The sequence below is a fragment of the Pararhizobium qamdonense genome (assembly GCF_029277445.1).
Taxonomy (GTDB): Bacteria; Pseudomonadota; Alphaproteobacteria; order Rhizobiales; family Rhizobiaceae; genus Pararhizobium; species Pararhizobium qamdonense.
Genome location: NZ_CP119566.1, coordinates 3,953,444 through 3,977,818, shown reverse-complemented (window position 1 = coordinate 3,977,818; position 24,375 = coordinate 3,953,444). Strand labels below are relative to the sequence as shown.

Annotated in this window: 22 protein-coding genes, 1 pseudogene and 1 riboswitch; of the genes and pseudogenes, 8 read left to right on the top strand and 15 right to left on the bottom strand. The window is 61.6% G+C overall.

Going from position 1 to position 24,375, the window contains the following annotated elements; all coding sequences use genetic code 11:
• Window positions 1-22: 22 nt before the first annotated feature.
• The 6 genes from PYR65_RS19510 to thiC are packed head-to-tail and all read right to left on the bottom strand — an operon-like array spanning window position 23 to window position 5,220.
• Complete coding sequence (locus PYR65_RS19510; protein WP_276119161.1) at window positions 23-751, bottom strand: hydroxymethylpyrimidine/phosphomethylpyrimidine kinase; 729 nt, start codon at window positions 749-751, stop codon at window positions 23-25.
• A gap of 10 nt (window positions 752-761) precedes the next feature.
• A complete protein-coding gene (locus PYR65_RS19505; protein ID WP_276119160.1) occupies window positions 762-1,367 on the bottom strand; it encodes a thiamine phosphate synthase in 606 nt (201 codons plus the stop codon).
• Entirely contained in the window at window positions 1,364-2,137 is a 774-nt protein-coding gene (locus tag PYR65_RS19500) for a thiazole synthase (protein ID WP_276119159.1), read from the bottom strand. Before PYR65_RS19500 ends, PYR65_RS19505 begins: the two co-directional genes overlap by 4 nt.
• A gap of 1 nt (window position 2,138) precedes the next feature.
• Window positions 2,139-2,336, bottom strand: a complete 198-nt coding sequence (gene thiS / locus PYR65_RS19495; RefSeq protein WP_060636081.1) for a sulfur carrier protein ThiS — start codon at window positions 2,334-2,336, stop codon at window positions 2,139-2,141.
• Window positions 2,333-3,382 carry a glycine oxidase ThiO gene (gene thiO / locus PYR65_RS19490; protein WP_276119158.1) on the bottom strand — a complete coding sequence of 350 codons (1,050 nt, stop codon included), beginning with the start codon at window positions 3,380-3,382 and terminating at the stop codon, window positions 2,333-2,335. The genes thiS and thiO overlap by 4 nt, the downstream gene beginning before the upstream one ends.
• A 2-nt stretch (window positions 3,383-3,384) precedes the next feature.
• Window positions 3,385-5,220, bottom strand: a complete 1,836-nt coding sequence (gene thiC / locus PYR65_RS19485) for a phosphomethylpyrimidine synthase ThiC (RefSeq protein WP_276119157.1) — start codon at window positions 5,218-5,220, stop codon at window positions 3,385-3,387.
• 87 nt (window positions 5,221-5,307) lie between these two features.
• Window positions 5,308-5,446: riboswitch (TPP riboswitch) on the bottom strand.
• A 152-nt stretch (window positions 5,447-5,598) separates the two neighbouring features.
• Here thiC and PYR65_RS19480 point away from each other — a divergent pair.
• From PYR65_RS19480 to PYR65_RS19450, 7 genes and pseudogenes are all read left to right on the top strand, one after another.
• Complete coding sequence (locus PYR65_RS19480; protein WP_113316222.1) at window positions 5,599-6,267, top strand: GntR family transcriptional regulator; 669 nt, start codon at window positions 5,599-5,601, stop codon at window positions 6,265-6,267.
• Window positions 6,268-6,550: 283 nt separating this feature from the next.
• Window positions 6,551-7,471: pseudogene (gene bioB / locus PYR65_RS19475) on the top strand (biotin synthase BioB); the annotation flags it as partial.
• Window positions 7,468-8,613, top strand: coding sequence for an 8-amino-7-oxononanoate synthase (locus tag PYR65_RS19470; protein WP_276119156.1), 1,146 nt, complete (start codon window positions 7,468-7,470; stop codon window positions 8,611-8,613). The pseudogene bioB and the gene PYR65_RS19470, both read left to right, overlap by 4 nt.
• On the top strand, window positions 8,610-9,245 hold the full coding sequence (gene bioD, locus PYR65_RS19465) for a dethiobiotin synthase (protein WP_276119155.1): 636 nt from the start codon (window positions 8,610-8,612) through the stop codon (window positions 9,243-9,245). The genes PYR65_RS19470 and bioD overlap by 4 nt, the downstream gene beginning before the upstream one ends.
• Window positions 9,242-10,507 (top strand): adenosylmethionine--8-amino-7-oxononanoate transaminase, encoded by a 1,266-nt coding sequence (locus PYR65_RS19460; RefSeq protein WP_276119154.1) that lies wholly within the window; start codon window positions 9,242-9,244, stop codon window positions 10,505-10,507. Before bioD ends, PYR65_RS19460 begins: the two co-directional genes overlap by 4 nt.
• Window positions 10,504-11,493: a beta-ketoacyl-ACP synthase III gene (locus tag PYR65_RS19455; RefSeq protein WP_276119153.1), complete on the top strand. Its 990-nt coding sequence runs from the start codon at window positions 10,504-10,506 to the stop codon at window positions 11,491-11,493. Before PYR65_RS19460 ends, PYR65_RS19455 begins: the two co-directional genes overlap by 4 nt.
• 114 nt (window positions 11,494-11,607) lie before the next feature.
• Entirely contained in the window at window positions 11,608-11,832 is a 225-nt protein-coding gene (locus tag PYR65_RS19450; RefSeq protein WP_276119152.1) for a hypothetical protein, read from the top strand.
• A 50-nt stretch (window positions 11,833-11,882) separates the two neighbouring features.
• Here PYR65_RS19450 and PYR65_RS19445 read toward each other — a convergent pair whose 3' ends face one another.
• The 9 genes from PYR65_RS19445 to PYR65_RS19405 form a co-directional block, all read right to left on the bottom strand.
• A complete protein-coding gene (locus PYR65_RS19445) occupies window positions 11,883-14,237 on the bottom strand; it encodes a polysaccharide biosynthesis tyrosine autokinase (RefSeq protein WP_407951339.1) in 2,355 nt (784 codons plus the stop codon).
• Window positions 14,238-14,328: 91 nt separating this feature from the next.
• Complete coding sequence (locus PYR65_RS19440) at window positions 14,329-15,234, bottom strand: UTP--glucose-1-phosphate uridylyltransferase (RefSeq protein WP_276119150.1); 906 nt, start codon at window positions 15,232-15,234, stop codon at window positions 14,329-14,331.
• A 4-nt stretch (window positions 15,235-15,238) separates the two neighbouring features.
• On the bottom strand, window positions 15,239-16,258 hold the full coding sequence (locus PYR65_RS19435; protein WP_276119149.1) for a glycosyltransferase family 2 protein: 1,020 nt from the start codon (window positions 16,256-16,258) through the stop codon (window positions 15,239-15,241).
• Window positions 16,258-17,181 carry a glycosyltransferase gene (locus PYR65_RS19430; protein ID WP_276119148.1) on the bottom strand — a complete coding sequence of 308 codons (924 nt, stop codon included), beginning with the start codon at window positions 17,179-17,181 and terminating at the stop codon, window positions 16,258-16,260. The genes PYR65_RS19435 and PYR65_RS19430 overlap by 1 nt, the downstream gene beginning before the upstream one ends.
• An 8-nt stretch (window positions 17,182-17,189) precedes the next feature.
• Window positions 17,190-18,188: a glycosyltransferase family 2 protein gene (locus tag PYR65_RS19425; protein WP_276119147.1), complete on the bottom strand. Its 999-nt coding sequence runs from the start codon at window positions 18,186-18,188 to the stop codon at window positions 17,190-17,192.
• Entirely contained in the window at window positions 18,185-19,384 is a 1,200-nt protein-coding gene (locus tag PYR65_RS19420) for a glycosyltransferase family protein (protein ID WP_276119146.1), read from the bottom strand. The genes PYR65_RS19425 and PYR65_RS19420 overlap by 4 nt, the downstream gene beginning before the upstream one ends.
• An 88-nt stretch (window positions 19,385-19,472) precedes the next feature.
• On the bottom strand, window positions 19,473-20,255 hold the full coding sequence (gene exoK, locus PYR65_RS19415; RefSeq protein WP_276119145.1) for an endo-1,3-1,4-beta-glycanase ExoK: 783 nt from the start codon (window positions 20,253-20,255) through the stop codon (window positions 19,473-19,475).
• Window positions 20,252-21,364 (bottom strand): acyltransferase family protein, encoded by a 1,113-nt coding sequence (locus tag PYR65_RS19410; RefSeq protein WP_276119144.1) that lies wholly within the window; start codon window positions 21,362-21,364, stop codon window positions 20,252-20,254. The genes exoK and PYR65_RS19410 overlap by 4 nt, the downstream gene beginning before the upstream one ends.
• A 465-nt stretch (window positions 21,365-21,829) precedes the next feature.
• Window positions 21,830-23,287 carry a lipopolysaccharide biosynthesis protein gene (locus tag PYR65_RS19405; protein ID WP_276119143.1) on the bottom strand — a complete coding sequence of 486 codons (1,458 nt, stop codon included), beginning with the start codon at window positions 23,285-23,287 and terminating at the stop codon, window positions 21,830-21,832.
• Between the two features lie 121 nt (window positions 23,288-23,408).
• Between PYR65_RS19405 and PYR65_RS19400 the strand changes: the two genes are divergently transcribed.
• Window positions 23,409-24,368 carry a glycosyltransferase family 2 protein gene (locus PYR65_RS19400; RefSeq protein ID WP_276119142.1) on the top strand — a complete coding sequence of 320 codons (960 nt, stop codon included), beginning with the start codon at window positions 23,409-23,411 and terminating at the stop codon, window positions 24,366-24,368.
• The last annotated feature ends 7 nt before the right edge of the window (window positions 24,369-24,375 follow it).

Here is a 24,375-nt window from a genome sequence, read left to right as displayed (position 1 = left end):
AAATTGGCAGTGAGATGGCTGTTCACGTTTCGCGGAGCTTGCGGTGCACAAAGGCCTTCGCGATCGCGATGGCGGCTGGAAGCGCGTCGCCATGGGCAAGGCGCGCTGAGATCGCGCTGGCCAGCATGCAGCCGGTGCCGCGTATCGCCGCCGCCAGGCGCGGGGAGGCAAAGGGTTGCTCCTCATGTCCGGCCCGGAAGAGGATATCGATCGCCTGCCGGCCGTCAGCGTGCCCGCCCTTGACCAGAACCGCCTCGGCTCCCGCCGCCAAAAGGTATCTTGCCTGATCGGATGTGTTGCCCGGCATGGCGACCAGCACCGAAAGCTCCGGCAGATTGGGGGTGACGAGCGTGCACGCCGAAAACAGACCGGGCAGAGCTTCCGTCGCGTCCGGATCCAGCAGAGCGCGGCCGGAAGTGGAGACGAGAACGGGATCGAGCACCACGGGGATGCCGGGATGATCGCCAAGCACCCGGGCAACGGCAAAAATCGTCGCCGATGTCGCCAGCATGCCGATCTTGATTGCGGCGATGGGATTGGACGACAGCGCCGCGCGCATCTGTTGCGCCACGCGCTCCGGCGCCACGGGATCGGCATGCTCGACACCATGATGGGTCTGCACGGTGATGGCGGTGATTGCCACCGAGGCCTTGACGCCGAAGGCGGCCAGCGTCTCGATATCGCGAACGATCCCGGCGCCGCCGGAGGAATCGGAGCCTGCAACGACAAGCACGTGCGGCATGGCGGTCATCTCGTTCTGCTCATCGAAAGCGCCGGGTATGCTCTATCCATTCCCGCACGCGGGTATCCGGATCGGCGTTGAGGGTGATGTCGGTGACAACAGCGGCACTGTCGGCGCCATGGGCAAAGACGCTGCCGATCCGCTCGATATTGAGGCCGCCGATAGCCACCAGCGGCAGCGATCCGATCCGCGTCTTCCAGTCGCGCAGCTTCTCCAGCCCCTGCGGCGCCCATTTCATTGTCTTCAGGATGGTCGGCCAGACCGGCCCAAGCGCCACGTAATCCGGCTCGGCTTTCAGTGCCGTCTCCAGTTCCGCCTCGTCATGCGTCGAAAGCCCGAGCTTCAGCCCGGCAGCCCGGATGGCGGCTATGTCGGCCTCTGCCAGGTCCTCCTGGCCGAGATGGACGAAATCACACCCCTCATCGATCGCAACGCGCCAAAAATCGTTGACAATCAGCTGGCAATCATGCGCCGCACAAACCGTTTTCGCGCGGCGGATGGCATCGCGCAAGTCCGCATCGCTGCAGTCCTTCATCCGCAACTGCACCAGCTTGACGCCGAGCGGCACGAGGCGCTCGATCCATTCGGCGCTGTCGACGATCACGTAGAACGGGTCGAGCTTCATGAAAACACCGCCTTGCCGATGACCGGGGTGGATGGAACCGCCATGTCGCGTGGCTCCAGCATTCCGGCGTGAAAGGCCGAGCGCCCCGCATCGATCGCGCCGGTGAAGGCCGCAGCCATGGCGACGGGGTCGGCCGCACCGGCAACGGCTGTGTTGAGCAGAACAGCGTCGAAGCCGAGCTCCATCACGGTGGCGGCATGCGAGGGGCGGCCGATACCGGCATCGACGATGAGAGGCACATCGGGAAAGCTTGCCCGCAGGCTGCGCAGCGCTGGCAGATTGACCGGCCCCATGGCCGAGCCGATCGGCGCACACCACGGCATCAGTACCTGGCAGCCCGCCTCCAGCAATCGCTCCGCCACCACAAGATCATCTGTCGTATAGGGAAAAACCTTGAAACCGTCGCCGCTCAAAATGCGAGCCGCCTCCACCAGCGCAAAGACATCGGGCTGCAGCGTGTCGTGATGACCGATCACCTCGAGTTTGATCCAGTCGGTGGCAAAGACGTCGCGCGCCATTTTCGCAGTCAGCACCGCTTCGGAAACCGTGTGGCAGCCGGCGGTATTGGGCAGGACCCGGACGCCCAGCGCCCGGATCAGCTCGAAGAAGGCGCCGCCGGTGCGGCTGCCTGCGCTTTCCCGGCGCAGCGAGACAGTGACAATACCGGTTTTCGAGGCGCGGACGGCATCGGCCAGAATAGCGGGCGAGGGATAGCGCGCCGTGCCGAGCAGCAGGCGGGAGGATACGGTGGTGCCGTAGAGTTCAAACATATCAGCCTCCCTGCATCGGCGACAGGATCTCGACGCGGTCGCGGTCGCTGAGCACGAACCCAGTCCGCTCATCGCGGTGCACCAGTTCGCCGTTGACGGCCGTTGCCAGCCAGTCGCCCTCGTAGTCCAGAGACGTCAGAAGCTGGGACAGATCGGAAATGTCGGTTTGATGGTCTTCACCGTTGATTGTCAGTTTCATCGGCTTGCTCCCATGGGATTTTCGGATCGGCGATGGATGATCGCGGCCGGATCGAACGGCTTGACCGGCCGGATCGCGTTGGTTTTCGAGGTGGAGAAAATGTGCGCCGCAACCTCCTGCGCGAGCGATGGCGCAAGCAGAAAGCCATGCCGGTACAATCCGTTGACCGTTATCATGCCGTCCTTCTCCGAAAACCTCGGCAGGTTGTCGGGATAGCTCGGACGGACCCCGGCGCCGGTCTCGATGACACGCGCCTCGCCGAAGGCCGGGTGCAGCGCATAGGCGGCATTGAGCAGTTCCATCAGCGAGCGGGCGCTGACCGGTCCGCCATCGTTGCTTTCGATCATCGTCGCGCCGACCATGAAGCGGCCATCGCCGCGCGGCACGATATAGAGCGGAATGCGGGGATGCAGCAGGCGGACTGGGCGTGACAGCGTCACATCCGGTGTCTCCAGCACCAGCATTTCGCCCCGCACGCCGCGCAGGCCCGCCGATGTCCCGATGGCGCTGGCGCCTGTGCAATCGATTATGTGGTCGAAGCCATCGCCGGGAAAATCCTGCGCGGTGCCGAAATGGAAGATCACACCCATTGCCGCCAGTTTGCCGGAGAGCGCCGTGATCGCGCGCCTCGGATCCAGATGGGCTTCCTGCTTGAAGATAAGCGCCGTCCGGAACCGTCCGGCAAGGTCCGGCTCCAGCGTTTCGATCTCTTCGCCGTCCAGCCAGCCGAATTCCGATGTGCGGGCCGCAAAGCGTCTAAGTTCCGCCGTATCGCGCGGCGGCGCAACGACCAATGTGCCCTTGCGGACGACATGGCCGGGCAGTGCCGCGTCCCACCAGTCTGTCGATCTGCACCCCAGCGTCACCACTGTTTCCGGCGCGCTTTCGCGCTCGCACCAGGGTGCCAGCATGCCGCCGGCAAACCAGGAGGCGCCGCCGCCGGGTTTGGCTGCAATCTCGGCTACGGTGACGTCGATGCCGGCAATGGCAAGTTCATGGGCCACCGTGAGGCCGGCGACGCCGGCCCCCCTGATCAGCACGCGCATGGCTACTCTCCGGCCGTTACGATATTTCCATCCGGATCGAGCGGCATATAGAGCGCGCCGCCCGCCTGGAATTTTGCGGCCATCGCCTCCAGCCCCTCCTTCTGCGCCTCGGCGCGTATGTCGTGGGAAATCCGCATGGAGCAGAATTTCGGCCCGCACATCGAGCAGAAATGCGCCACTTTGTGAGCTTCCTTCGGCAGGGTCTCGTCATGGAAGGAGCGGGCCGTTTCCGGATCGAGCGACAGGTTGAACTGGTCCTCCCAGCGAAACTCGAAACGGGCCCGCGACAGCGCGTCGTCGCGCAGCTGGGCGGCGGGGTGCCCCTTGGCCAGATCGGCGGCATGGGCGGCGATCTTGTAGGTGATGACCCCGACCTTGACGTCGTTGCGATCGGGCAGTCCCAGATGCTCCTTCGGCGTGACATAGCAAAGCATCGCCGTGCCGAACCAGCCGATCATCGCAGCACCAATGCCCGAGGTGATATGGTCATAGCCGGGCGCGATATCGGTCGTCAGCGGCCCGAGCGTATAGAAGGGCGCCTCGCCGCAGACTTCCAGCTGCTTGTCCATGTTTTCCTTGATCTTGTGCATCGGCACATGGCCAGGGCCTTCGATCATCACCTGGCAGTCCTTGGCCCAGGCGATCTGAGTGAGTTCGCCCAGCGTTTCCAGTTCCGCAAACTGCGCGGCATCATTGGCATCGGCGATCGAGCCGGGCCGCAGCCCGTCCCCGAGCGAGAACGTCACGTCATAGGCGCGGGCGATGTCGCAGATCTCGTCGAAATGCTCGTAGAGAAAGCTCTCCTTGTGGTGATGAAGACACCACTTGGCCATGATCGAGCCGCCGCGCGAGACGATGCCGGTGACGCGATTGACGGTGAGCGGAATATAGGCGAGCCGCACGCCGGCATGGATGGTGAAATAATCGACGCCCTGTTCGGCCTGCTCGATCAGCGTATCGCGATAGACCTCCCAATTGAGATCCTCGGCTATGCCATTGACCTTTTCCAGCGCCTGATAAAGCGGCACGGTGCCGATCGGAACCGGCGAATTGCGGATGATCCACTCGCGGATATTGTGTATATTGCGGCCGGTCGACAGGTCCATGACGGTATCCGCACCCCAGCGCGTCGCCCAGACCATCTTCTCGACCTCTTCCGCCATCGACGAGGTGACGGCGGAGTTGCCGATATTGGCATTGATCTTCACCAGAAAGTTCCGGCCGATGATCATCGGTTCGGATTCGGGATGGTTGATATTGGCGGGGATGACGGCGCGGCCGCGGGCAATTTCCTGGCGGACGAATTCCGGGGTCACGTGATCGGGAATGCTGGCGCCGAAATTCTCGCCGTCGCGGATCAATGCACCGTTGGGCGGCTTGCGGCCGAGATTTTCGCGGATGGCGATATATTCCATTTCCGGTGTGATGATACCGGCGCGGGCATAGGCGATCTGGGTTACGGCCTTGCCGTTTCTGGCGCGCAGAGGCTGATTGCGGATCGGAAATTCCGGCGTCAGCCGCTCGCCGGCGGCAAAGCCGTTATCCTCCGGTTTGACATGGCGGCCGTCATAGGCCTCGACGTCGCCGCGTGCGGTGACCCAGTTTTGGCGCTGCCGGGGCAGGCCGGCATCGATCGAGACGAGATGCGCCGGATCCGTATAGGGGCCGGAGGGATCGTAGACGGACACGGGCGGTTCACCGGAGGTCGGGTGCACGGCAATTTCGCGCATGGGAACGCGGATATCCGGATAGAGTTCGCCGGGAATATGCACCTTGCGCGATGCCGGCAGCGGGCCAGTGGTGACTGTGGGGGTAATGTTCTGTGCGGCAATAGTCATGGTTGAGGCTCCAAAGTTGGAGACCCAGTCATCAGAGCCGGAATGATGAAAAGACGCCGACGCGAATCCGCGAACGGAATCCGAATCTCAGCAGCGCTTGCACCGTCCCTACGCCAGTATGAACTGGATCAGGTTCAACGGGTCACTGCGCTGCTTGAGGGTGGCAAAGCCACCTGTCATGCCAGCAGAATCTCAGCCCCTTGTCGGGACCCCCCTGGTGAATACGCCAATCTAGGCACAGTTTTGGACGAAGCGTCAAGGGCCGTTTGGCGCGGTAGCCGCCACGCAACCCGCTTGAACGGCCGCAAGACTGTGAAGATATCCAATGATTACAATCGCGCCCTCGACAGCGTCGCCCCGGCAAATTATCTATAAAACATGACCTCAGCGAGCGAAGACACGATTGCCAGCCGCATCAGCCGCATCCTTGCCGACAGGATCGTGACCGGACAATTGGACCCGGGCACGAAGCTGCGCCAGGACCATATTGCCGAGGAGTTCGGCACCAGTCATGTGCCCGTACGCGAGGCTTTCCGCCGGCTGGAAGCGCAGGGTCTGGCGGTCAGCGAGCCGCGCCGTGGCGTGCGGGTCGCCTCCTTCGATCTGAAGGAAGTGCGCGAAGTGGCGCAGATGCGCGCAGCCCTTGAGGTTCTGGCGCTTCGCCACGCGGCCCCGCATCTGACGGCCGCCATCCTCGACCAGGCCGAAGAGGCGACCGTTGCCGGCGACAATTCCCATGATGTCCGCTCCTGGGAGGAGGCAAACCGGCGCTTCCACACGCTGATTCTCACCCCTTGCGGCATGCCGCGCCTGTTGGCCGCCATCAGCGATCTGCATGCGGCCAGCGCCCGTTTCCTGTTCGCCAGCTGGCGGTCCGAATGGGAAGTGCGCACTGATCACGATCACCGCGCCATCCTGACATTTCTGCGCCAGGGCAATATCGAAAACGCCGCACCTGTTCTCGAACGTCATGTGCAGTGGATCGGCCAGAAACCCGTCCGCAACGCGTCTGGCGCCACGCGCGACGCCTTTGCGATCGTCGGCTGACGATTTTTTCCAGTTTTCTTTCTCGCTGATTTAACCAGCTTGCGGCGCGTGTTGCGGCCGCTCGACGGCGCGCGATGCGCGACTTTATCCGCCTCCAATCAAAAAGGCTCTTGCGATTTTCCACTCTTAGAGAAATTATAGATAATTATTATTTTTAATCTATTGAAGGATGCGTTGAATGCTGAGAGACGAAGATCCGACCGATTTCACGGCGGAAATGCCTGTTGAAGCCGGAGTTCACCCTGCAAACGGTTCAGGTAAACCGCGATTTTCACTCGACGATGCTAAAATTATCTATAATTTTCCATTCAACGATCTGCTCTTTCAGGCGCAGTCCGTTCACCGGCAAAATTTCGATCCCAATGCGGTCCAGATCAGCCGGCTTTTGTCGATCAAGACCGGCGGATGTGCCGAGGATTGCGGCTATTGCAGCCAGTCGGCGCGCTCGCCCACAGGGCTGAAGGCCTCCAGGCTGATGATGGTGGAAAAGGTGCTGGCGGAGGCCCGCAAGGCCAAGGCCGAAGGGGCCAGCCGCTATTGCATGGGGGCCGCCTGGCGCAGCCCCAAGGACCGCGACATGGACACGCTGGTGGATATGGTGGCAGGCGTGAAGGCGCTGGGGCTGGAAACCTGCATGACGCTCGGCATGCTGACGCCGGAGCAGGCCGGAACGTTGGCCGGCGCCGGGCTCGATTATTACAATCACAACATCGATACGTCGGAAGAATTCTATCCGCAGGTCATCACCACCCGCACCTTTGCCGACCGGCTGGAAACGCTGGCCAATGTCCGCGATGCCGGCATGAAGGTCTGCGCCGGCGGCATTCTCGGCATGGGCGAGACCACGGATGATCGCATCTCGATGCTGGTCACGCTCGCCAATCTGCCGGAGCCGCCGGAAAGCGTGCCGGTCAATATGCTGATCCCGATCCCCGGATCGCGGCTTGCCAATGCCGAACCGGTCGATCCGATCGAATTCGTCCGGACCATCGCGCTCGCCCGCATCCTGATGCCGCGCGCGCATGTGCGCCTCTCGGCCGGGCGCACCCAGATGAGCGACGAGATGCAGGCACTCTGTTTCTTCGCCGGCGCCAATTCGATCTTTTCCGGCGATACGCTGCTGACGGCGGACAATCCGGGCGAGGATCATGACACCGCCCTGTTTCGCCGTCTTGGCCTGAAGCCGATGGACCTGCCGCAATGATGTCTTCAGGGCTTACCCGCTACGAGACCACGCTGGCGGGCCTGGAGCGTAAGGGCAGGCGGCGTGTCCTGATCGACCGGGCCGGGGCCGATTTCAGTTCCAACGATTATCTGGCGCTGGCCGGATCGGAGCGTCTGGCTGCAGCGATTGCATCCGCCGTTCAGCGCGGCGTGCCGGCCGGTGCCGGTGGGTCGAGGCTTCTGCGCGGCAATCATCCGGAGCATGAGGCGCTGGAGGCGGAGGCCGCCGCGTTCTTTGCAGCCGAGCGTGTGCTTTATTTCGGCAGCGGTTATGCCGCCAACACCGCCCTGTTCTCCACCCTGCCGCAAAGGGGAGATCTCGTCATCTATGATGCGCTGGTGCACGCCAGTGCGCATGAGGGCATTCTGGCCGGCAAGGCGCAGGCGGTGGCCGCCGCCCATAACGATGCCGCATCCTTCGAACACGCGATTAAGCGCTGGCGGGCCAACGGCGGAACGGGCCATCCCTGGATCGCGGTTGAAAGCCTCTATTCGATGGATGGCGACCGCGCACCCTTGACGGCGCTTGCCGCAGTCGCTGAAAGGCATGACGGTTTCCTGGTGATCGACGAGGCGCATGCAACCGGCGTTTTCGGCCGGGATGGCCGCGGTTTTGCAGCGGACTTGAAAAACCGCGCCAATGTCATCGTGCTGCATACCTGCGGCAAGGCGCTCGGCGTGTCCGGTGCGTTGCTGGGTGCCAGTGCAGTACTCTGCGATTATCTCGTCAACCGGGCACGCGGTTTCATCTATTCCACTGCACCATCGCCATTGATGGCGGCAGCGGTTCGCCAAGCCTTGGCGATGCTCGTGGACGAGCCGCAGCGCCGTACCGATTTCGACACGTTGCGCCGTTTTGCCAATAGTGAACTGACAGAAAAACTCGGCGTCGCCGGCAGCGGATCGCAAATCCTGCCGGTGCTGATCGGCGATAACAGCCGGGCCGTGCGGATTGCCGCGCGCATGCGAGAGGCAGGCTTTGATATCCGCGCTATCCGGCCGCCAACGGTGCCGGAGGGCACCGCAAGGCTGCGGATCGCCATCACGCTGAATGTCGATCGGGCAACGATATCCCGCATGTTCACCAGGCTGGCAGCCATTATTAATGAGGAAAAACCATGATGCGCTTCGTGGTGACGGGTACCGATACCGGCATCGGCAAGACGATCTTTTCGGCTGCCCTGGCGTCAGCACTTGGCGGTTCCTACTGGAAACCGGTGCAATCAGGGCTGGACGAGGAGACCGACAGCCAGGCCGTCCACCGGCTCGGCCGCCTGCCGCCAGAGCGTATCTTCCCGGAAGCCTACCGTTTGCGCACACCGGCTTCGCCGCATCTCGCCGCGCGGATCGATCATGTGGCGATCGGCACCTCACAATTGACCCCACCTTTGACGGACGCGCCGCTCGTCATCGAGGGTGCCGGCGGCTTGCTGGTGCCGCTCACGGAAACGGAGGTCTTTGCCGATGTCTTCGCACGCTGGCAGATCCCGGTCATCCTTTGCGCCCGCACCGGGCTCGGCACGATCAACCACACGCTGCTGTCGCTCGAAGCACTGCGCCACCGCGCCATTCCGGTTTTCGGCATTGCCTTCATCGGCGATGAACAGACGGAAACCCAACGGATCATCGCGTCGATGGGGCAGGACCGCATTCTCGGCCGCCTGCCACGTCTCGATCCGTTGACGCCGGAAAACCTCAGTCAGGCCTTTCTGGAAAACTTCCCGCTGTCCTCGTTCACCGGGAGCACGCCATGAACTCGCCCGTCTGGCACCCCTTCACCCAGCATGCACTCGAACCGGCGATGCGGCGGATCGTCGAGACCGGCGGCGCCTGCCTGATCGATGACGGCGGATCGCGCATTCTCGATGCCATTTCCTCCTGGTGGGTGATCACGCATGGCCACCGCCATCCAGCGATCATGGCGGCGATCCAGGCCGCATGCGACCGCTACGACCAGATCATTTTTGCCGAATATACCCATGAACCGGCCGAGGAACTGGCGCACGGCCTGTTGCGGATCGCTCCGCCGGGGCTTGCGCATGTGTTTTATTCCGACAGCGGATCGACCTGCGTCGAAGTCGCGCTGAAAATGGCGCTCGGCTTCTTCCACAATTCCGGCACCCCGCGCCGGCGCATCTGCGTTCTGGAACACGGTTATCACGGCGACACGATCGGAACGATGTCGGCCGGGCAACGCGGCGTCTTCAACGCTGCCTATGAGCCGATGCTGTTCGGCGTCGACCGCCTGCCGTTTCCGCATGCTGGCCATGAGCAGGAGACGCTGGATGCCTTCGAGCGGTTCTGCGCTTCCGGCGACGTCGCGGCCCTGCTGATCGAGCCGCTCATCCTCGGGGCAGGCGGCATGCTCATCTATTCACCAGACGTCCTCACCGCGCTGAAACGCATCGCCGAACGGCACGGCACGCTGCTGATCGCCGATGAGGTGATGACCGGCTGGGGCCGCACCGGCAGCGTCTTTGCCTGCGAACAGGCCGGGTTGGCGCCCGATATTCTGTGCACATCCAAAGGCTTGACCGGTGGCACCCTGCCGCTTGCCGCTACCCTTTGCACGGCCGAAATCTTCCAGGCGCATCTGTCGGGCGACCGCCGCAAGACGTTTTTTCATTCCAGTTCCTACACCGCCAATCCGATTGCCTGCGCCGCCGCCGTCGCCAATCTGGCCGTCTGGGAAAACGAACCGGTGCGCGAACGCATCGGCGCATTGGAGGCCATGCAGGCCGAACGCTTGCAGCACTTTGAGGCGGATCCCCGCTTTGGCAATGTCCGCCGGATCGGCACGATCACGGCCCTGGATCTCACGGTGCAGAGCGCGGGCTATCTGGCAGATGTCGGGCCGAAGCTGAGAGCGTTCTTCCGCGAGAGAAGACTGCTGATCCGGCCGCTCGGCAATATCCTCTATCTGATGCCACCCTATTGCGTGACGGCAGGCGAACTCGACCGCGCCTATGATGCGATCGACGAGGCAGCGGACTGGTTTACGGCGGGACGCCTGTGAGGCGCGTGCGTTCCTCCCGCCTTGCCGGTTTCGGCCATAGCGTGCCGGGTCGCTGTGTCGAAAATGCCGAGATCGAGGCGAGGCTCGGCCTTGAGCCGGGATGGATCGAACGCCGGACCGGCATCCGGAGCCGCTATTGGGCTGGGCCTGGCGATACGCTGTCTGCGCTTGCGGCACGGGCGGGGGAGGCGGCGATCGGCAATGCGGGCGTCGATCGTGCGGATATCGCGCTGACGCTGCTTGCCACCTCGACACCCGATCATCTGCTTCCGCCGTCAGCGCCGCTGCTCGCCCATCATCTCGGATTGGCCAATTCCGGTGCCGTCGATCTCGCCGGGGCCTGTTCCGGCTTTCTCTATGCGCTGACGCTCGCCGATGGTTTCGTGCGTACGCAAGGGCGGCCGGTGCTGGTGGTTGCCGCCAATATTCTGAGCCGCCGCATCAATCCCGTCGAGCGGGCAAGCTCGGTCCTGTTCGCCGACGCTGCCGGCGCAGTTGTCCTCATGCCGTCCGAAGACGAGGATACCGGATTGCTGGGCGTCGATCTCGCCGCCGACGGCAGCCGCTATGACCTCATTTCTATCCCCGCCGGCGGCAGCAGTCGTCCCTTTGCAGCCGGTATCGCGGCAGAACAGTGCCTGATGACGATGCGCGACGGGCGCGACATGTTCACCCAGGCTGTCCGGATGATGAGCGATTGCGCCCGCCGGGCTCTGGACCATGCAGAGATCGGCGCCATGGAGATCGACCGGTTCGTTCCGCATCAGGCCAACGCCCGGATCTTCGATGCCGTCTGCAGCGATCTCGGGATCGCACCGGAAAGAACTGTCCGCACGATCGATACCTATGGAAACTCGTCTGCGGCAACGATTCCGTTGTCGCTCTCGCTTGCCCATCAGGCCTCTCCATTCGTATCCGGGGAGAAATTGCTGTTGACGGCTGCTGGTGCCGGATTGACGGGCGGCGCCTGCGTCATCGGTATGTAAGTATAAACTTACGTTATATCATCCGTGATCAGGCGATTTCGCGCACCTGTATCAGTTGCGCCGCACCATCATCTTTGGTAAATTTTGTGTAAAGATTGATGGAGCCATCATCCCATGTCGGGCATTACGCAGCGTTTCGAAAGTTACATGAGAAACGGCATGGGTGGCTGGGCGCGGTCTCAGCCGGTTTTCATCCGGGCGCGGCTGTTCCTGCCGTGCTTTGTGGAATATCTGTTGGTCTATGCGCTTACGGCCCTTGCCATCGTGGCCGTGGTTATACTCATGGCGCTTGTGGCCATCTTCCGGCTGGACGCGGAGCGCCAGCCCGGCCTGCGCTGAAAAAATCGTCAGCGCAAGCGTTGAAGCTCCCGTATCTGGGCCTTCAACATCTAGGCCTTCAACGGTTTCTCGATATAGTAGCTTTCATAGCTCTTGCGGTATTTTTCCGCCGCGCCGAAATCGCTGTATTTCCCAAGCTCGTCCATATCCGTCTTGTTGAGCATCACACCGAGGATCTTGGCGTTGAATTGCGGATCGGAATTCAACACGTCGCGGACCAGGCGGGCAGGGGTCTTGCCCCATTCGATCACCATCAGGAACCCGTCGGCAAAGGGCGAGAACGCCTTGGCATCGATGACCGGCGCCAGCGGCGCCAGATCGACGATGACATAATCGAAATTCTTGCGGGCATTGGCAATCAGGGTTTCCATGCCCTGCGAGGCCAGCAGCTCGTTGGTGTGGTAGAGATGTTCGCGCGGCGCGATCGGCAGGATTGCCAGCCGCGTCTGCGGATCGACCCTCAAGCCGGCGGTCCAGTCCTCTTCACCCAGAACGGCTTCCACCAGTCCGGTTTTCGGCGCCGGCGAAATCATCCGGCTGATGGCCGGATTACGGATATCGGCATCAATCAGCAATGTCCGCTTGCCGCTGGCGGCCAGAAGCCCGGCAAAATTCGCAGCAATGGTCGATTTGCCCTCGCCAGGCAGCGCCGAGACGACGCCGATCACCCGGTTGGGGCGTCCCTGAAGGATCACGTCACTGGCAAGCTTGGCATTGCGCAACGTTTCGGCAAATGCCGATCGCGGCGCATCGACGGCAATCCGGGTCATGCGCGTCAGCGGCATGTCGGCTTCCGGCGGCTGCCCGGCCTTGTCCGCTTCCGGTTTGGAAAGCCGCTCGCGCGTCTTGCTCCACATGCTCACCGTCTTCTTGCCGATCAGCGGCAGGTAGCCCAGCGATTTATGGCCAAGGACGGAGCGGATATCTTCTTCCAGCCGGAAGAACCGCTCGCGAAACTCCTGAAGGCCGGCAATGACGGCGCCCAGCATGAAGCCGAGCACGATGGACAGCGCCAGCACCATCGTCCGCTTCGGGCTGGAGGGCGAGACGGGAACGCCGGCATCCGAAATGATGCGGGCCTTTGCGATCGGGAACGAGCGCTGTTGGGCGGCCTCCTCGAAGCGTCCGAGATAGGATTCGTAGAGCGTCTTCAGCGCGGTCGCGCGCTGTTCCAGCCCGCGCAGTTGGACGAGCGACCGGTTGGCCTGCGAATTGTTGCCGACCACGCCTTCGATACTCTTGCGCAGAGATGCCTCGCGCGATTTGGCGACTTCCATTTCGTTGCGGTAGCTGCCGGTGATCTGCTGCAGCTCCCTGAAGATCTGGCCGGCCAGTTCCGTCTTTTCCGCTCTTAGACTCACGGCCTGGGGGTGATCGGCGCTGAAATTCTGGGTCACGGCCTGTTCGCGCTTGCTGACGGCAAGGTAGCGCGTGCGCAAATCCTGGATGACCGAATTGTCGGTCTGGTTGGACGAAATCGTTGCATTGTTGACGGCGTTTTCAGCGCCCTGATCGATGATCGACTGAAACTGGTTGTAGCGGGCCGACGCGCTGGCGCTATCGGCCTGCGCGACGATCAGCTGGCTGTTGAGGTCGGAGAGCTGCTGTTCCGACATCAACTCGCCGCGCGTCGACGTGAGCCCGTTTTCCGCCTTGAATTTCTCCGCCTCAAGCGAGGCCGCCTGCGCGCGCTGGCCAAGGTCGGTCAGGCGTTCCTGCAGCCAGACCGAAGCGCGCTCGGTGGCATCGAAATTGGCGTTCAGCTGGTCGGTCAGATAAGCATTGGCATAGGCGCGGGTAATGGTCGCGGCCAATTTCGGATCGGTCGATTTGTAGGAAACGGCAACGACCGAGCTGCGTGCCACCCGCTCGACCGTCAGCCCTTGCTGGATATAGGCGGCGGCCGTTTCCCGCTTACCGTTGCGCGCCGCCGCTTCCGAAATTTCCGGCCGGGAACCAAAGAGGCCGGTCACAGATTTGACCGCCCCTTTCACCATCGACATCAAGGACTGCGGCGGATTGAGAACGGTCTCGTTCTCACCGAGATTTTCCGCATCGGTGACGCGCAGCGCCAGTTCGCCGGATTTCAGAATTTCGACCGCGCTGGAAAGCTGGGTGTCTGCCTGCTGGGCGCTCTGCGGCGAGGGGGCTTCCTCCGCATATTTGGACAGGTTTTCGTCAAGCAGAATCTGCGTTTGCGAGGTATAGACCGGCGTTGCAAACAGGAGATAGAGCCCGCCGAGCAGGAAGCAGAGGAGAACGCAGACGGCAACGACCCTTGAACGGCGAAGCGCGATTGCGGTCAGCCGGTTCAGATCGATGAACGTGTCGGACTCATCGCTTTTCAGCGATGGGACTGTGTTCAACGGAAGAGGTCTCTGATTCATGGGCCGTCTGGTCTCCAGGTCTATGTGTGTGGCCGGTTCTCACCCCAAAAGGCGGCAGGGGTGAGACCGGATTTTTCGGCGGCATCAAGCCGTTGAGAAGCTAGGATTTTCAGGCAGCCCGCATGGCCTGCTCGTGCGACAGAACCATCTCGCGAACGGACTCGAACACGAGATTGCCGATATCGGCCCGCGCCAGCGCGAAGGCGACGTTAGCCTCGATAAAGCCCTGCTTGGAGCCGCAATCAAAGGTCCGGCCTTCATAGGGATGCGCGTGGAACGGCTGGTCGGCCGACAGGCGCAGCATGCCGTCGGTCAGCTGGATCTCGTTGCCGGCGCCGCGCTGCTGATGCGCCAAAATCGAGAAGATTTCCGGCTGAAGGATATAGCGGCCGTTGAGATAAAAGGTGGACGGTGCCTCGGCAACCGGCGGCTTTTCCACCATCGCGGTCACTTCGAACCCGTGCCGGGTTTTCTCGCCCATGCCGACGATGCCGTATTTCGGCGTGTCCTCGATGGCGCATTGTTCGACGGCGACGACATTGCCGCCGACATCGTTATAGAGGTCCGTCAGACCGGCCATGCAGCCGCGCGCGCCGTAGGAGATCATGTCGGGCAAAAGCAGCGCAAACGGCTCGTCGCCGATCAGGTCGCGGGCGCACCAGACCGCGTGGCCAAGGCCAAGCGGCGCCTGCTGGCGGGTGAAGCTGACGGAGCCTGCGGTCGGCAGCATGCGCGCGAGTTCCGAAAGCTGGGCATCCTTGCCCGAGCGCGTCAAGGACGAGATCAACTCCGGCACATCGTCGAAATGGTCTTCGATCGCCTGCTTGTTACGGCCGGTGACGAAGACGATATGCTCGATGCCGGCCTGCATGGCTTCCTCGACGGCATATTGCACGACCGGTCTATCGACGATGGTCAGCATTTCCTTCGGCATGGCCTTGGTCGCGGGCAGAAACCGCGTGCCGTTGCCGGCGACGGGAATAACGGCTTTGCGAACGGGTCTGATAGGAGCCATAGAACTATCCTTTGCTCTTGTGCGGGCGATTGCCCGGGGTGGTTCCATTCATCCTTTTCGGCGGGGAACCAAAAGGCTGAATAACAGTGAACGGCGCGATCAGGCGCCGCAGTCTGACGGCAATGGGCATGCGCAGATGCCGGACTGCCGCCGGATTCTTCCACGCGGTCTTCACCGCGCCGGACAGGGAGCCTGCCTTGATCTGATCGACCAGGATGATGAAGGCGCGCGCATCTTCCATGCTGCGGTGACGCTCGCTCTGTGCCGCGATCGATGCCGCATCCAACCGGTTATTCTTCAGGAATGCGGCGTCCGCAGCCAGCATTGCATCGACCTGATGCAGCTTCAGCACGCGCGAGATCGATCCGCTGCGGATGTAATAGGTATAACCGGCGGCAGGATCGACGGCGCAGCGCCCGCCCTTCGCCAGGGCCGAAGCCAAAAGCAGGTAGTCCTCGCCGATCGGCAGGCTTTCGTCGAAGCGCAGCCCATGCTCCTCAAGCAGGCGGCGCTCGAAGACCGGCTTCATATAGCCGTAATTGTGCTCGGACTTGAACAGCACGTTGGAGCCGATGAAGGCTGGAAGCGTCAGCGTTTCAAGCGCTGCCAGATGCGCCGCGTCAAACATCCGCCTGACCGGCCCGTCCAGCGGCACGACATCGACATTATCGACGACGATCTGCGCGTTCGAGGCTTTCGCCCGCGCGATCATCCGCGCCGTGCGATCCGGTGATACCGCATCGTCGGAATCCAGAATGACGATCCAGTCGCCGCGCGCAGCCGCAAGCCCGGCATTGCGCGCCCCACCGGGGCCACGGTTCTTGTCGAGCCGGATCAGCCTGACGCGTGGATCGGTATAGGCATCGACGATCGAGGCGGTGTCATCCGGCGAGCAGTCGTCGATGACGATAATCTCGACATTGACGCCGGTCTGGGCAAGCGCGCTGTCAATGGCGCGCTCGATCGTGTCCTGCGCCTTGAACGCCGCGATGATGAACGTTGCCTGTGGTTGCTGCTGTTGCATCAGGACGTCCTTGCCTTAGCTGCGCCATACTGCTCGATCTCCCGGATGCCGAGGAGCCCGACGACGGCGCCGGCATGCAGGCACGCGCGCAGGAAATGGCGGTTGCGGCGAACGGGCGAAAAAAAGAAGAGGGCGGCGGCCAGCGCACAGACGCCACATTTGGCTGCAGCGAGCGTGAGCGGGCGGATCTTGCCGGCAATACCAGTCCCTGCATCCAGCAACCGGCCATGGGTCTGGCCGAACCGGAACTTGCGCTTGGCAAGCCAGGAAAAGTCGGCGCGTTTGGCCGGCACCGGCTCTTCGGCCCAGGCCTGCGGCGCATAGGCAATCTGTCCGCCCATCCGGTGCATATGGGTAAAGAACTCGGTGTCCTCGCCGCCACTGCGGCCAAGCGCCAGACTGAAGCGGCGCCCGGCCAGCGAAGGAGCGGCCAGCCGCAGAAGCACATTGCAGGTATAGCCGGTGATTATCCGCTCGCCGACCCAGACGGGGAATGTCGAGTGAAAGTCACCACGCTGCATCCAGCCCGGCGCCTCGCGTGCATAGATCGCCTTGACCGGGCCGAGCACCGCATCGGCAGCGGTCGCCTGCGCCGTCCCGATCAGCTCAGTGATCCAGTCCTCGCTCGCCGTCTCGTCATCGTCGATAAAGGCCAGGAAATCTCCCGTGGCATTGTCGAGGCAGGCATTGCGGGCAATCGAGATATTGGACGATGGGCAATGCACGTAGACGATGCGGTGCGGCACGGAAGCGCGCAGACTGTCCACGCAGCCTTTGGCGCTCGGGGTGTCGTCATTATCGGCAACGATGATGCGGATATCCACATTGCCGGGAACGTTCAGCTTTGCCAGCGAGCGCAGCGTCTGTTCCAGCTCCGGGCGCCGGTAGGTGCAGACGCCGATATCGATACGGATGCGATCCATGCCAGTCCTCATGAGGCAGCCCGGCGGTTACGGAAATCGAGCAGTTCGCGCCAGAAGCCGGCCGACCAGGCAAAATGCATCACCATGGCAGAGACGGCAGCCAGCGGTCCGTAAGGGTTCTTTTCCCCCACCGCCATCCACACGCCGTAGCCAAGGCAGGCGATGGCCCAAACGCCGAAAGGGATGACTGCGGCCCAGCTGACGATCGCAAGAAGCGCCCCCACGGCGACCGGAACGACGGCAAGCGGCAGCATCTGGCGAATGCTCGGCATGGCGCGATGTTTCAGGAAGTTTTTCGCCCGGCCGCGGCCATAGCCGAAATACTGTCGGAAAAGCGTGCGCGCGGTGCTGCGCGGATAGTAGATCATGCTGGTCTTGTCGGTCATCCAGATCCGGTAGCCGGCCTTGTTGAGACGGTAGTCGAACTCGGCGTCCTCGTTATGGCTGAACATCTCGTCATAGCCGCCGACCGCCTGAAACGCGGCAATCCGCATCAGCGCATGATGGCCGTGATCGGCCCAATGGCCGGCGGAGCCCGTGCGATGCTTGGAGCCGCCATTGCCAAGCTTGGAATTCTGCGCATAGGCCGTGGCTTTCTGGAACGTGCTGAAACCAACGGTCTGCATGGCGACCACAATCGAATCCGCACCGGTCGCGATGGCGTCTTCCATCAGGCGCTGGCAATAGTCGTCGGGATATTCGCCATGCGCATCGATGCGGATCATGTATTCATAGTCAGCGCCGAGCGTTCCGACCGCCAGATTGACGGCGGCGCTCTGAATCCTCTTCGGATTGTCGAGCAACCGCACTTTCGGATTGACGGTGGCGATCCGCTCGACGATCTCGCGCGTGCCATCGGTGCTGCCGCCATCGACCACGACCAGATCGGCACTGAGATCGCGCATCGCGCCGCCCAGCTTGATGATCAGGGCTTCGATATATTTGGCCTCGTTCAGGCAGGGAATGACAATCAGGCTGCGGGCATGCTTGAAATCATCGGTGTTCATAGCAGTCCACCCTTGTTGCTGTGCGTTTGGGAAAGTTCGGGGATAGGCGCGGCGTGGGCATCGCTGGCGCGCAACGCCGCAAGCCGGTTCACCAGCCGCTGGCAATCGGCCCGGTCGAAAACCCAAGTGGACGTGCCGGTGGCTGCGACCTTGCCGAATTCGGCAAAATAGCGTTCCCGCGTCATGCCGGAAAACAGATCGGCAAGAGCAGCACTGTCTGCCCGCTCGAGCACGAGACCGATGTTCTTTGCATGGATGAATCGCGCCGTCTCCGTGCCCTGCATGGCAATCGGGACGGCATTGTAACGGCATCCCTCATAGAGCCGGTTCGGCAGCAGCCAGCTGGAGTTCAAGCCTTCCTCGAAAAAGTCGATGCCCCAGGAAAACTGGACATCGTCGTAAATCCGGGCAAGGTCCTCGGGATTTTTGTAGGCGCCGTGAAAGCGCATGAACGGCTCGTTTTCCACAAACCCGTCGAAATCGTCGAATTCCGAATAGGCCGGGCGGCCGCGCAGCACCACTTCGAACGTTCCATCCATCGCGCGCGTGAAGTCTGACAGCAGTTTCAAGGATTTGCGGCAGCGCAGGGCACCGAACCAGCCGATCTTCCAAGGCTCGCCGGGCTGCGGCGGGCGCGGCCGCGCAGTCTGCATGGCGGCGGCATCTTCCAGGTCGATCACCTGGTTTTCGAGCAGCATGACCGGGGCTTTGAGGCGCGACAGCGGCCGGAAATAATTGTCGATGAAGGCGGGCGAGCTGGTGATCAGCAGGCTGACATTGCGTCCGAGATAATGCTCGGCAGCCCGCAGCGCCCGTCCGGCGATATCCTGACGCAGCAGAAGCCGGTGGATATCAAGGCATTCATAAACGATCGGCACGTCGCCGCCGAAAATCGCATTGGCCCTGTTTGCCAGCGCCAGCATTTCGAGGTTCCGGGCCATGATGATGCCGGGTTTCCGGACACCGCGAAGCTTGGCTCCAAGCGCCATCGCCGCCTTGCTGACCGCAGCAATCCGCTGGCCGAAACGGCCATCGCTGGTCACGCCAAGCTCCAGAACGCCGTCGGTAAGGGGCGTATCAGCGCCACGCCGGAAGCCTGCGACCGTGACATTGGCGCCGCCCGCTTCCAGCATCAGGGTTCTACGCCTGATGGCAGGGTCTGCCACATCATGGGCCAGGTATAAGACGTCCAGCATGAAAACTTCCCGTTTTCCGCCCAGCTTTCGCCAAGCCTAATTTAGTTTTTTGTGCATCGCAACATGCTTGCTGCGAATGCGAACAACTTCAGTTGAGCGTGCAGGTAATGGAGTCCGGAAACTGGCATTTATCGCCGGGTGCGGTGTAGGCGACGCGGTCGATCTGCATTTTTGCCGGAGCCTGGTAGTCGAACTTGCCCATCCAGCTGCTCAGAGTGTCGGTTCCCCAGAGGCTGAAGAAGATTTTCTGGTCGTTGGCTGGGATTTTCGAGGGATCGGCCACCTCCTGCACCAGCGTGCCGTTCAGGTAGTAGCGCAGCCGGTCCTTTTCCCAGACGAAGGCGTAGTCGTTGAAATCGGTATTGGCGCCGCCTTCGACATCGACGAGCTTCTCGTTTCCACCCTTGGCGGAAATATACTGGTTGACCTGAACTTTGCCCGAATCCTTGCCCAGCACCTCGAAATCGATTTCGTCATGCGGTTTCTTGTCGGTCGGGCCGATATAGGTGAAGAAGGCCGAGTTCAGCCCGGAGCCATCCGCCGTCTTGATGCGGGCCTCATAGGTTCCGTAGCTGAAGCGTTTGCGGGTCTGGATCTCGCCACAGGCGTAATCTCTCTTGCCCGCCTTGCGCTGTTCGAAGGTGAGTTCGAGCACGCCGTTTTCAACCTTGACCTGGTCTTTCGACCAGGTGCAGTTCTGATGCGCGCCATTGTCCCAGCCGTCGGAAATGTACCAGGTCTTGCGATCGATCCTGTCGAAGTTATCGACGAAGGATGTGCCGTTCTTGGCGCCTTGCGCCAAAGCCGGTGCGCAGAACGCTGCGGAAACGGCCGAAAGGACGAGGAGGGTTTTTGAGATCGATTGGGTCATCGTGTCGCTTTTTCCTTTGGGGAATAGGTGTCTGACCAGCCCTTTTGATGAGCGCCTTTGTCCGGCGCATGCTTTTCTACGACGCGCGAACGGCCCGCCCGGCTGCCGGTCAAAACCGCATGCAGCCCGGGCACCAGGTGCCTGGCGCCCTTGTGCAAGGCGACCAGGATGAGAAGAGCGAGAACCGGCGTCGCGAAGTAGAACAGCGGATAAAGGCCGGGATGGGCGCTGCGGTTCCAGATCATCCAGAACGCGATCAGCAGTGGATAATGGGCGCAGAATATGAAGAAGCTCAGGCCCTCCGACCGGGAGAGCCGCTCGGCGAGCCACGATCGGATCAGGATCGCTGAAAGCGCCCAGGATCCGATGATGCCGCCAATCGCCGTCAGGCTGCGTAGCATGTCGATCCAGACGGGATAGTCCGGTCCGGTATAGTAGAGCGCTGTCGCCAGAAGGATGGTCACCGCCAGAAACAGCGCGGATATCAAGACAGCATGCCGGTCGAGCGCGCGGATATCGATCTGGTGGAGGCTGACATAGATGCCGAAGCTGAAGCCGAACAGGATCGATTTCTTCAGGAAGATGCCGCTGGGCACCGGCAGAACCGCATAGGCGAAAAAGAGCGAAAGGACGACCAGCGGATATCGCTTGATCAGGATGCCGAGAACCGGCGCCAGCAGGATGCACAAGAGCAGATCGCGCAGGAAATAGAGCGGAACATTGATCGGCAGGCCCTCGATGGCGAAAGCCAGCGTTGCTAGGTCGCGTGGGTTCGCATTCAGAGCATCGGGGAGATAGCCAAAGCCGATGCCGCCTTTCTGGGCTACAAGAACCAGTGCCAGAAAGGACAGGTTCCAGATCAGGAAAGGCAACAGCACGGTGCGGGCCTTGGAGCGCAGGGTCTTGCCGTAGTCGAAGGCGTCGAGCCCGCGGCGGAACATCAGATAGCCGGAAATCGCGCTGAGGCACGGCACGCCAACCCTGAAAAGGCTGTCGCCGAGAAAGACCCTGACCCAATCGATAAAGCCATTGGCACCGAGAAAAGGGCTGGTCTGCGGATCAAAAGGAACGTGTACGAAGACAATTCCCGAGATGAGCACGATGCGCATCAGATTGATCCGCGATGATATATTCGCGTCGATAACCAAGACGACATCCCCTGTTGGGCCACTCCCCCCGAAGCGGCGTTTCAACCAGAGCAGACTTGAACCTGCATCTCGAAGATAAGGCAGTGTCTCTCGAAAAATATGGCGCTGCAGCAGAAAATTTGATCGCAATGCTGCAATGCACGCGTTTTGGGAGAGGAAAAACCGGCCATAAAAACTGTCCGGCTTTTCTCTGCGGGCCCGTAAAAAGACGCGAGGGTAGGGTGTTGGCTAATATCAGTATATCTTCATATACATTCCGCGCTGGCGCTTGCGGAGCCTGAAAATTAGATTTGAAAATGGGCAAATCCACACGCCAAGGTTTGCAAAATCCTCGTCATCCAGAGGTGCCTGTTCCGAAATAAGGCGCAGGTGCAACCAATCCGGCATGATGTTCCAATGTTCGCGCCGGAGTGTTTTGGCCGTGCCTTATCCCCGCCGGTTTTTGACGAGCTGGTAGATTTTCGCCAGAAGCGGGCGCTCGGAGATGAGCACGAGCAGACCATAGATCACGCCGCCGATTGCAGCACCGGCAAGGATCTGCAGGACCGGGTTCGGCATTACCGAACCGAATGTCTCCAGCAGATAGCGAACGGCGAGCGCCATCACCAAAGCCATCAGCATCGGCCGGCTGCTGACATACAACCCCTTGAAGAATGGCGTGCCATCCGCCTTGAAGACGGCCCAGGAATAGCCGATCAGCGTCACGGTGTTGACGATGCACAGCCAGATCATCGCCTCGATCAGCGAACCCGTGCTTGCGCCATAGGCGACGGCGGCGCAGGTGACGATGGCGCGGATGATCGCCGACCAGAACAGCGCCCGGCCATGGCCGACACCCTTGAGATAGGGAATGAAGGTGCTGCAAGGCGTGAGAATGCCTTTCGACAGCGCCAAAAGTCCAAGCACCGGCCAGGCATAGGCCCATTGCGAACCGAAAAGCACGCGCATGGCCGGTTCCGCCAGCGCCCAGAGCCCGAACATCATCGGCGCAAGCAGCACAGTCGTCACCTGCGTGCTGAACATCAGCGCCTGCGAACGGCGCTCCTTGTCGTCCATCATGCCGCTGAAAGCCGGAAAGAGCACGCCCATGACGGCCGATAGCACCACCTGATTGGGAATGCTGGCAAAACGGTTGGCGGCCGAATAGGCACCGGCATCGGCAAGGCCGAGATAGCGCGAGATGATCACCATCGGCGACTGGAAGGTGATGAAGTTGGCGACTTCCGAGCCCATCATGCCCAGGCTGAACCGGCTGAGCCCGATGACGCGCCTCGGGTGGAAGACGAAGCGCGGCATATAATGCGAGACGGCGTAAAGACCGCAGAGCCGCACCAGCGCCGAGACGAAAAGCTGCGCCATCAACGCCCACACGCCCCATCCAAACAGCGCCAGGACGACGGCGACGATCGCCCCGAGCGATTCGGAAATCATGCTCCAGACCGCATCCTTGCTGAAGTTCATCCGCCGCGCGAGCAGCGAATAGGCGACGTCGCCGCCCAGCTGGAGAGGAATGAGAAAGCTCATAATTTTCAACAGGTAGGCAGCTTCGGGAGCCCCGAGCAGCGCCGCGAAAAAGTCCGCCCAGATGAAAAGGCCGAGCGCCATCAGACAGGAAATCGCAAGATTGGCCCAGAACACGGAATGGACGGTTTCCATCTCTTCCTCGCGCTGGATCACCAGCGCCGAGGTCAATCCGGCTCCGCCGATCATTGCCAGAAACTGGACAACAGTCAGCGCCACGGCGACGGCGCCGAACTCTTCCGGGGTGAGGATACGGGCCAAAATAGGCACCGTGACAAACTTAAGCCCGAATGTGCTTGTCTTGGATAAAACGCTCCAACCGACATTGCTCGTGACGGATTTGACGTTAACTGTAGGGGGCATGGCGTAAATCCTGTGTGGCAATGGGGGAGATCAAGGGCAGAGGAGACGCGCTCGACACGCAGCCGCAACCTGATGGGAGGAACCAGGAAGCACCTTCTAGGAAAACCGCAGGGGCAAAAAGATGGCGAAGTTTACAGTTGTTATTCCGTACTACCAGAAACAGGCAGGAATTCTGAGCCGGGCCTTGGGCTCCGTCTTTGCACAGACCTACCAGGATTTCGATATCGTCATCGTTGACGACCAGTCGCCTTTCCCGATCGAAACCGATCTTGAAACCCTGAGCGAAGAACAGCGGGCGCGCATCCGCGTCATCAAGCAGGACAATGCCGGCCCAGGCGGCGCGCGCAACACCGGTCTCGACAACGTCACGGCGCAGACCGATTTTGTTGCCTTTCTCGATTCCGACGACCTGTGGACACCGGACCACCTGCAGAATGCGCAGATGACAATGACGCGCTTTTCGGCCGATTGCTACTGGGCGTCGATCACCGGCGGCGATGCCTTCTACTATCATTTCGACATGGCCGAGCTGGAAAAGACCGAAAAAGTCACCCGGCTTTCCGAAAAGCCCTTGGTTCTGGAAGTGCCCGAGTTTTCGCAGGTCATGCTGCGCAACTGGAGCTTCCTGCACCTGTCGTGCATGGTGATCGGGCGCAATCTGTTTGAGACCGTGCGTTTCGAGGCCGAGCTGCGCCTGGCGGCCGAAGATGTGCTGTTCTTTTGCGATTGCGCGATTGCGGCAGACCGCATCGTGCTTTGCAACGAGCCGGGTGCGGTGCGCGGTGAAGGTGTCAACATCTTCCACAGCATCGATAGCGATTCTCCGCAGTTCCTGTCGCAGCAGTTCAACACCTGGGTTGCGCTCGATACGCTGGAGGGACGCTTTTTGCGCAAGCCCGCAGAAATCGCGTCCATCCATTCGTATAAGCATACCGCGCGCCGGCAGGCTCTCTGGAGCCAGGCCCGGCTGATCAAGCGGCGCAAGATGCCGCAGTTCAATCTGCTTGCCCGCTGGGCCTGGCGTGATCCGAAGCTTCTGCAAAGCGCGCTTCAGCTTGCCGTGGGCAAGTTATCACGCTAGCCTTCGC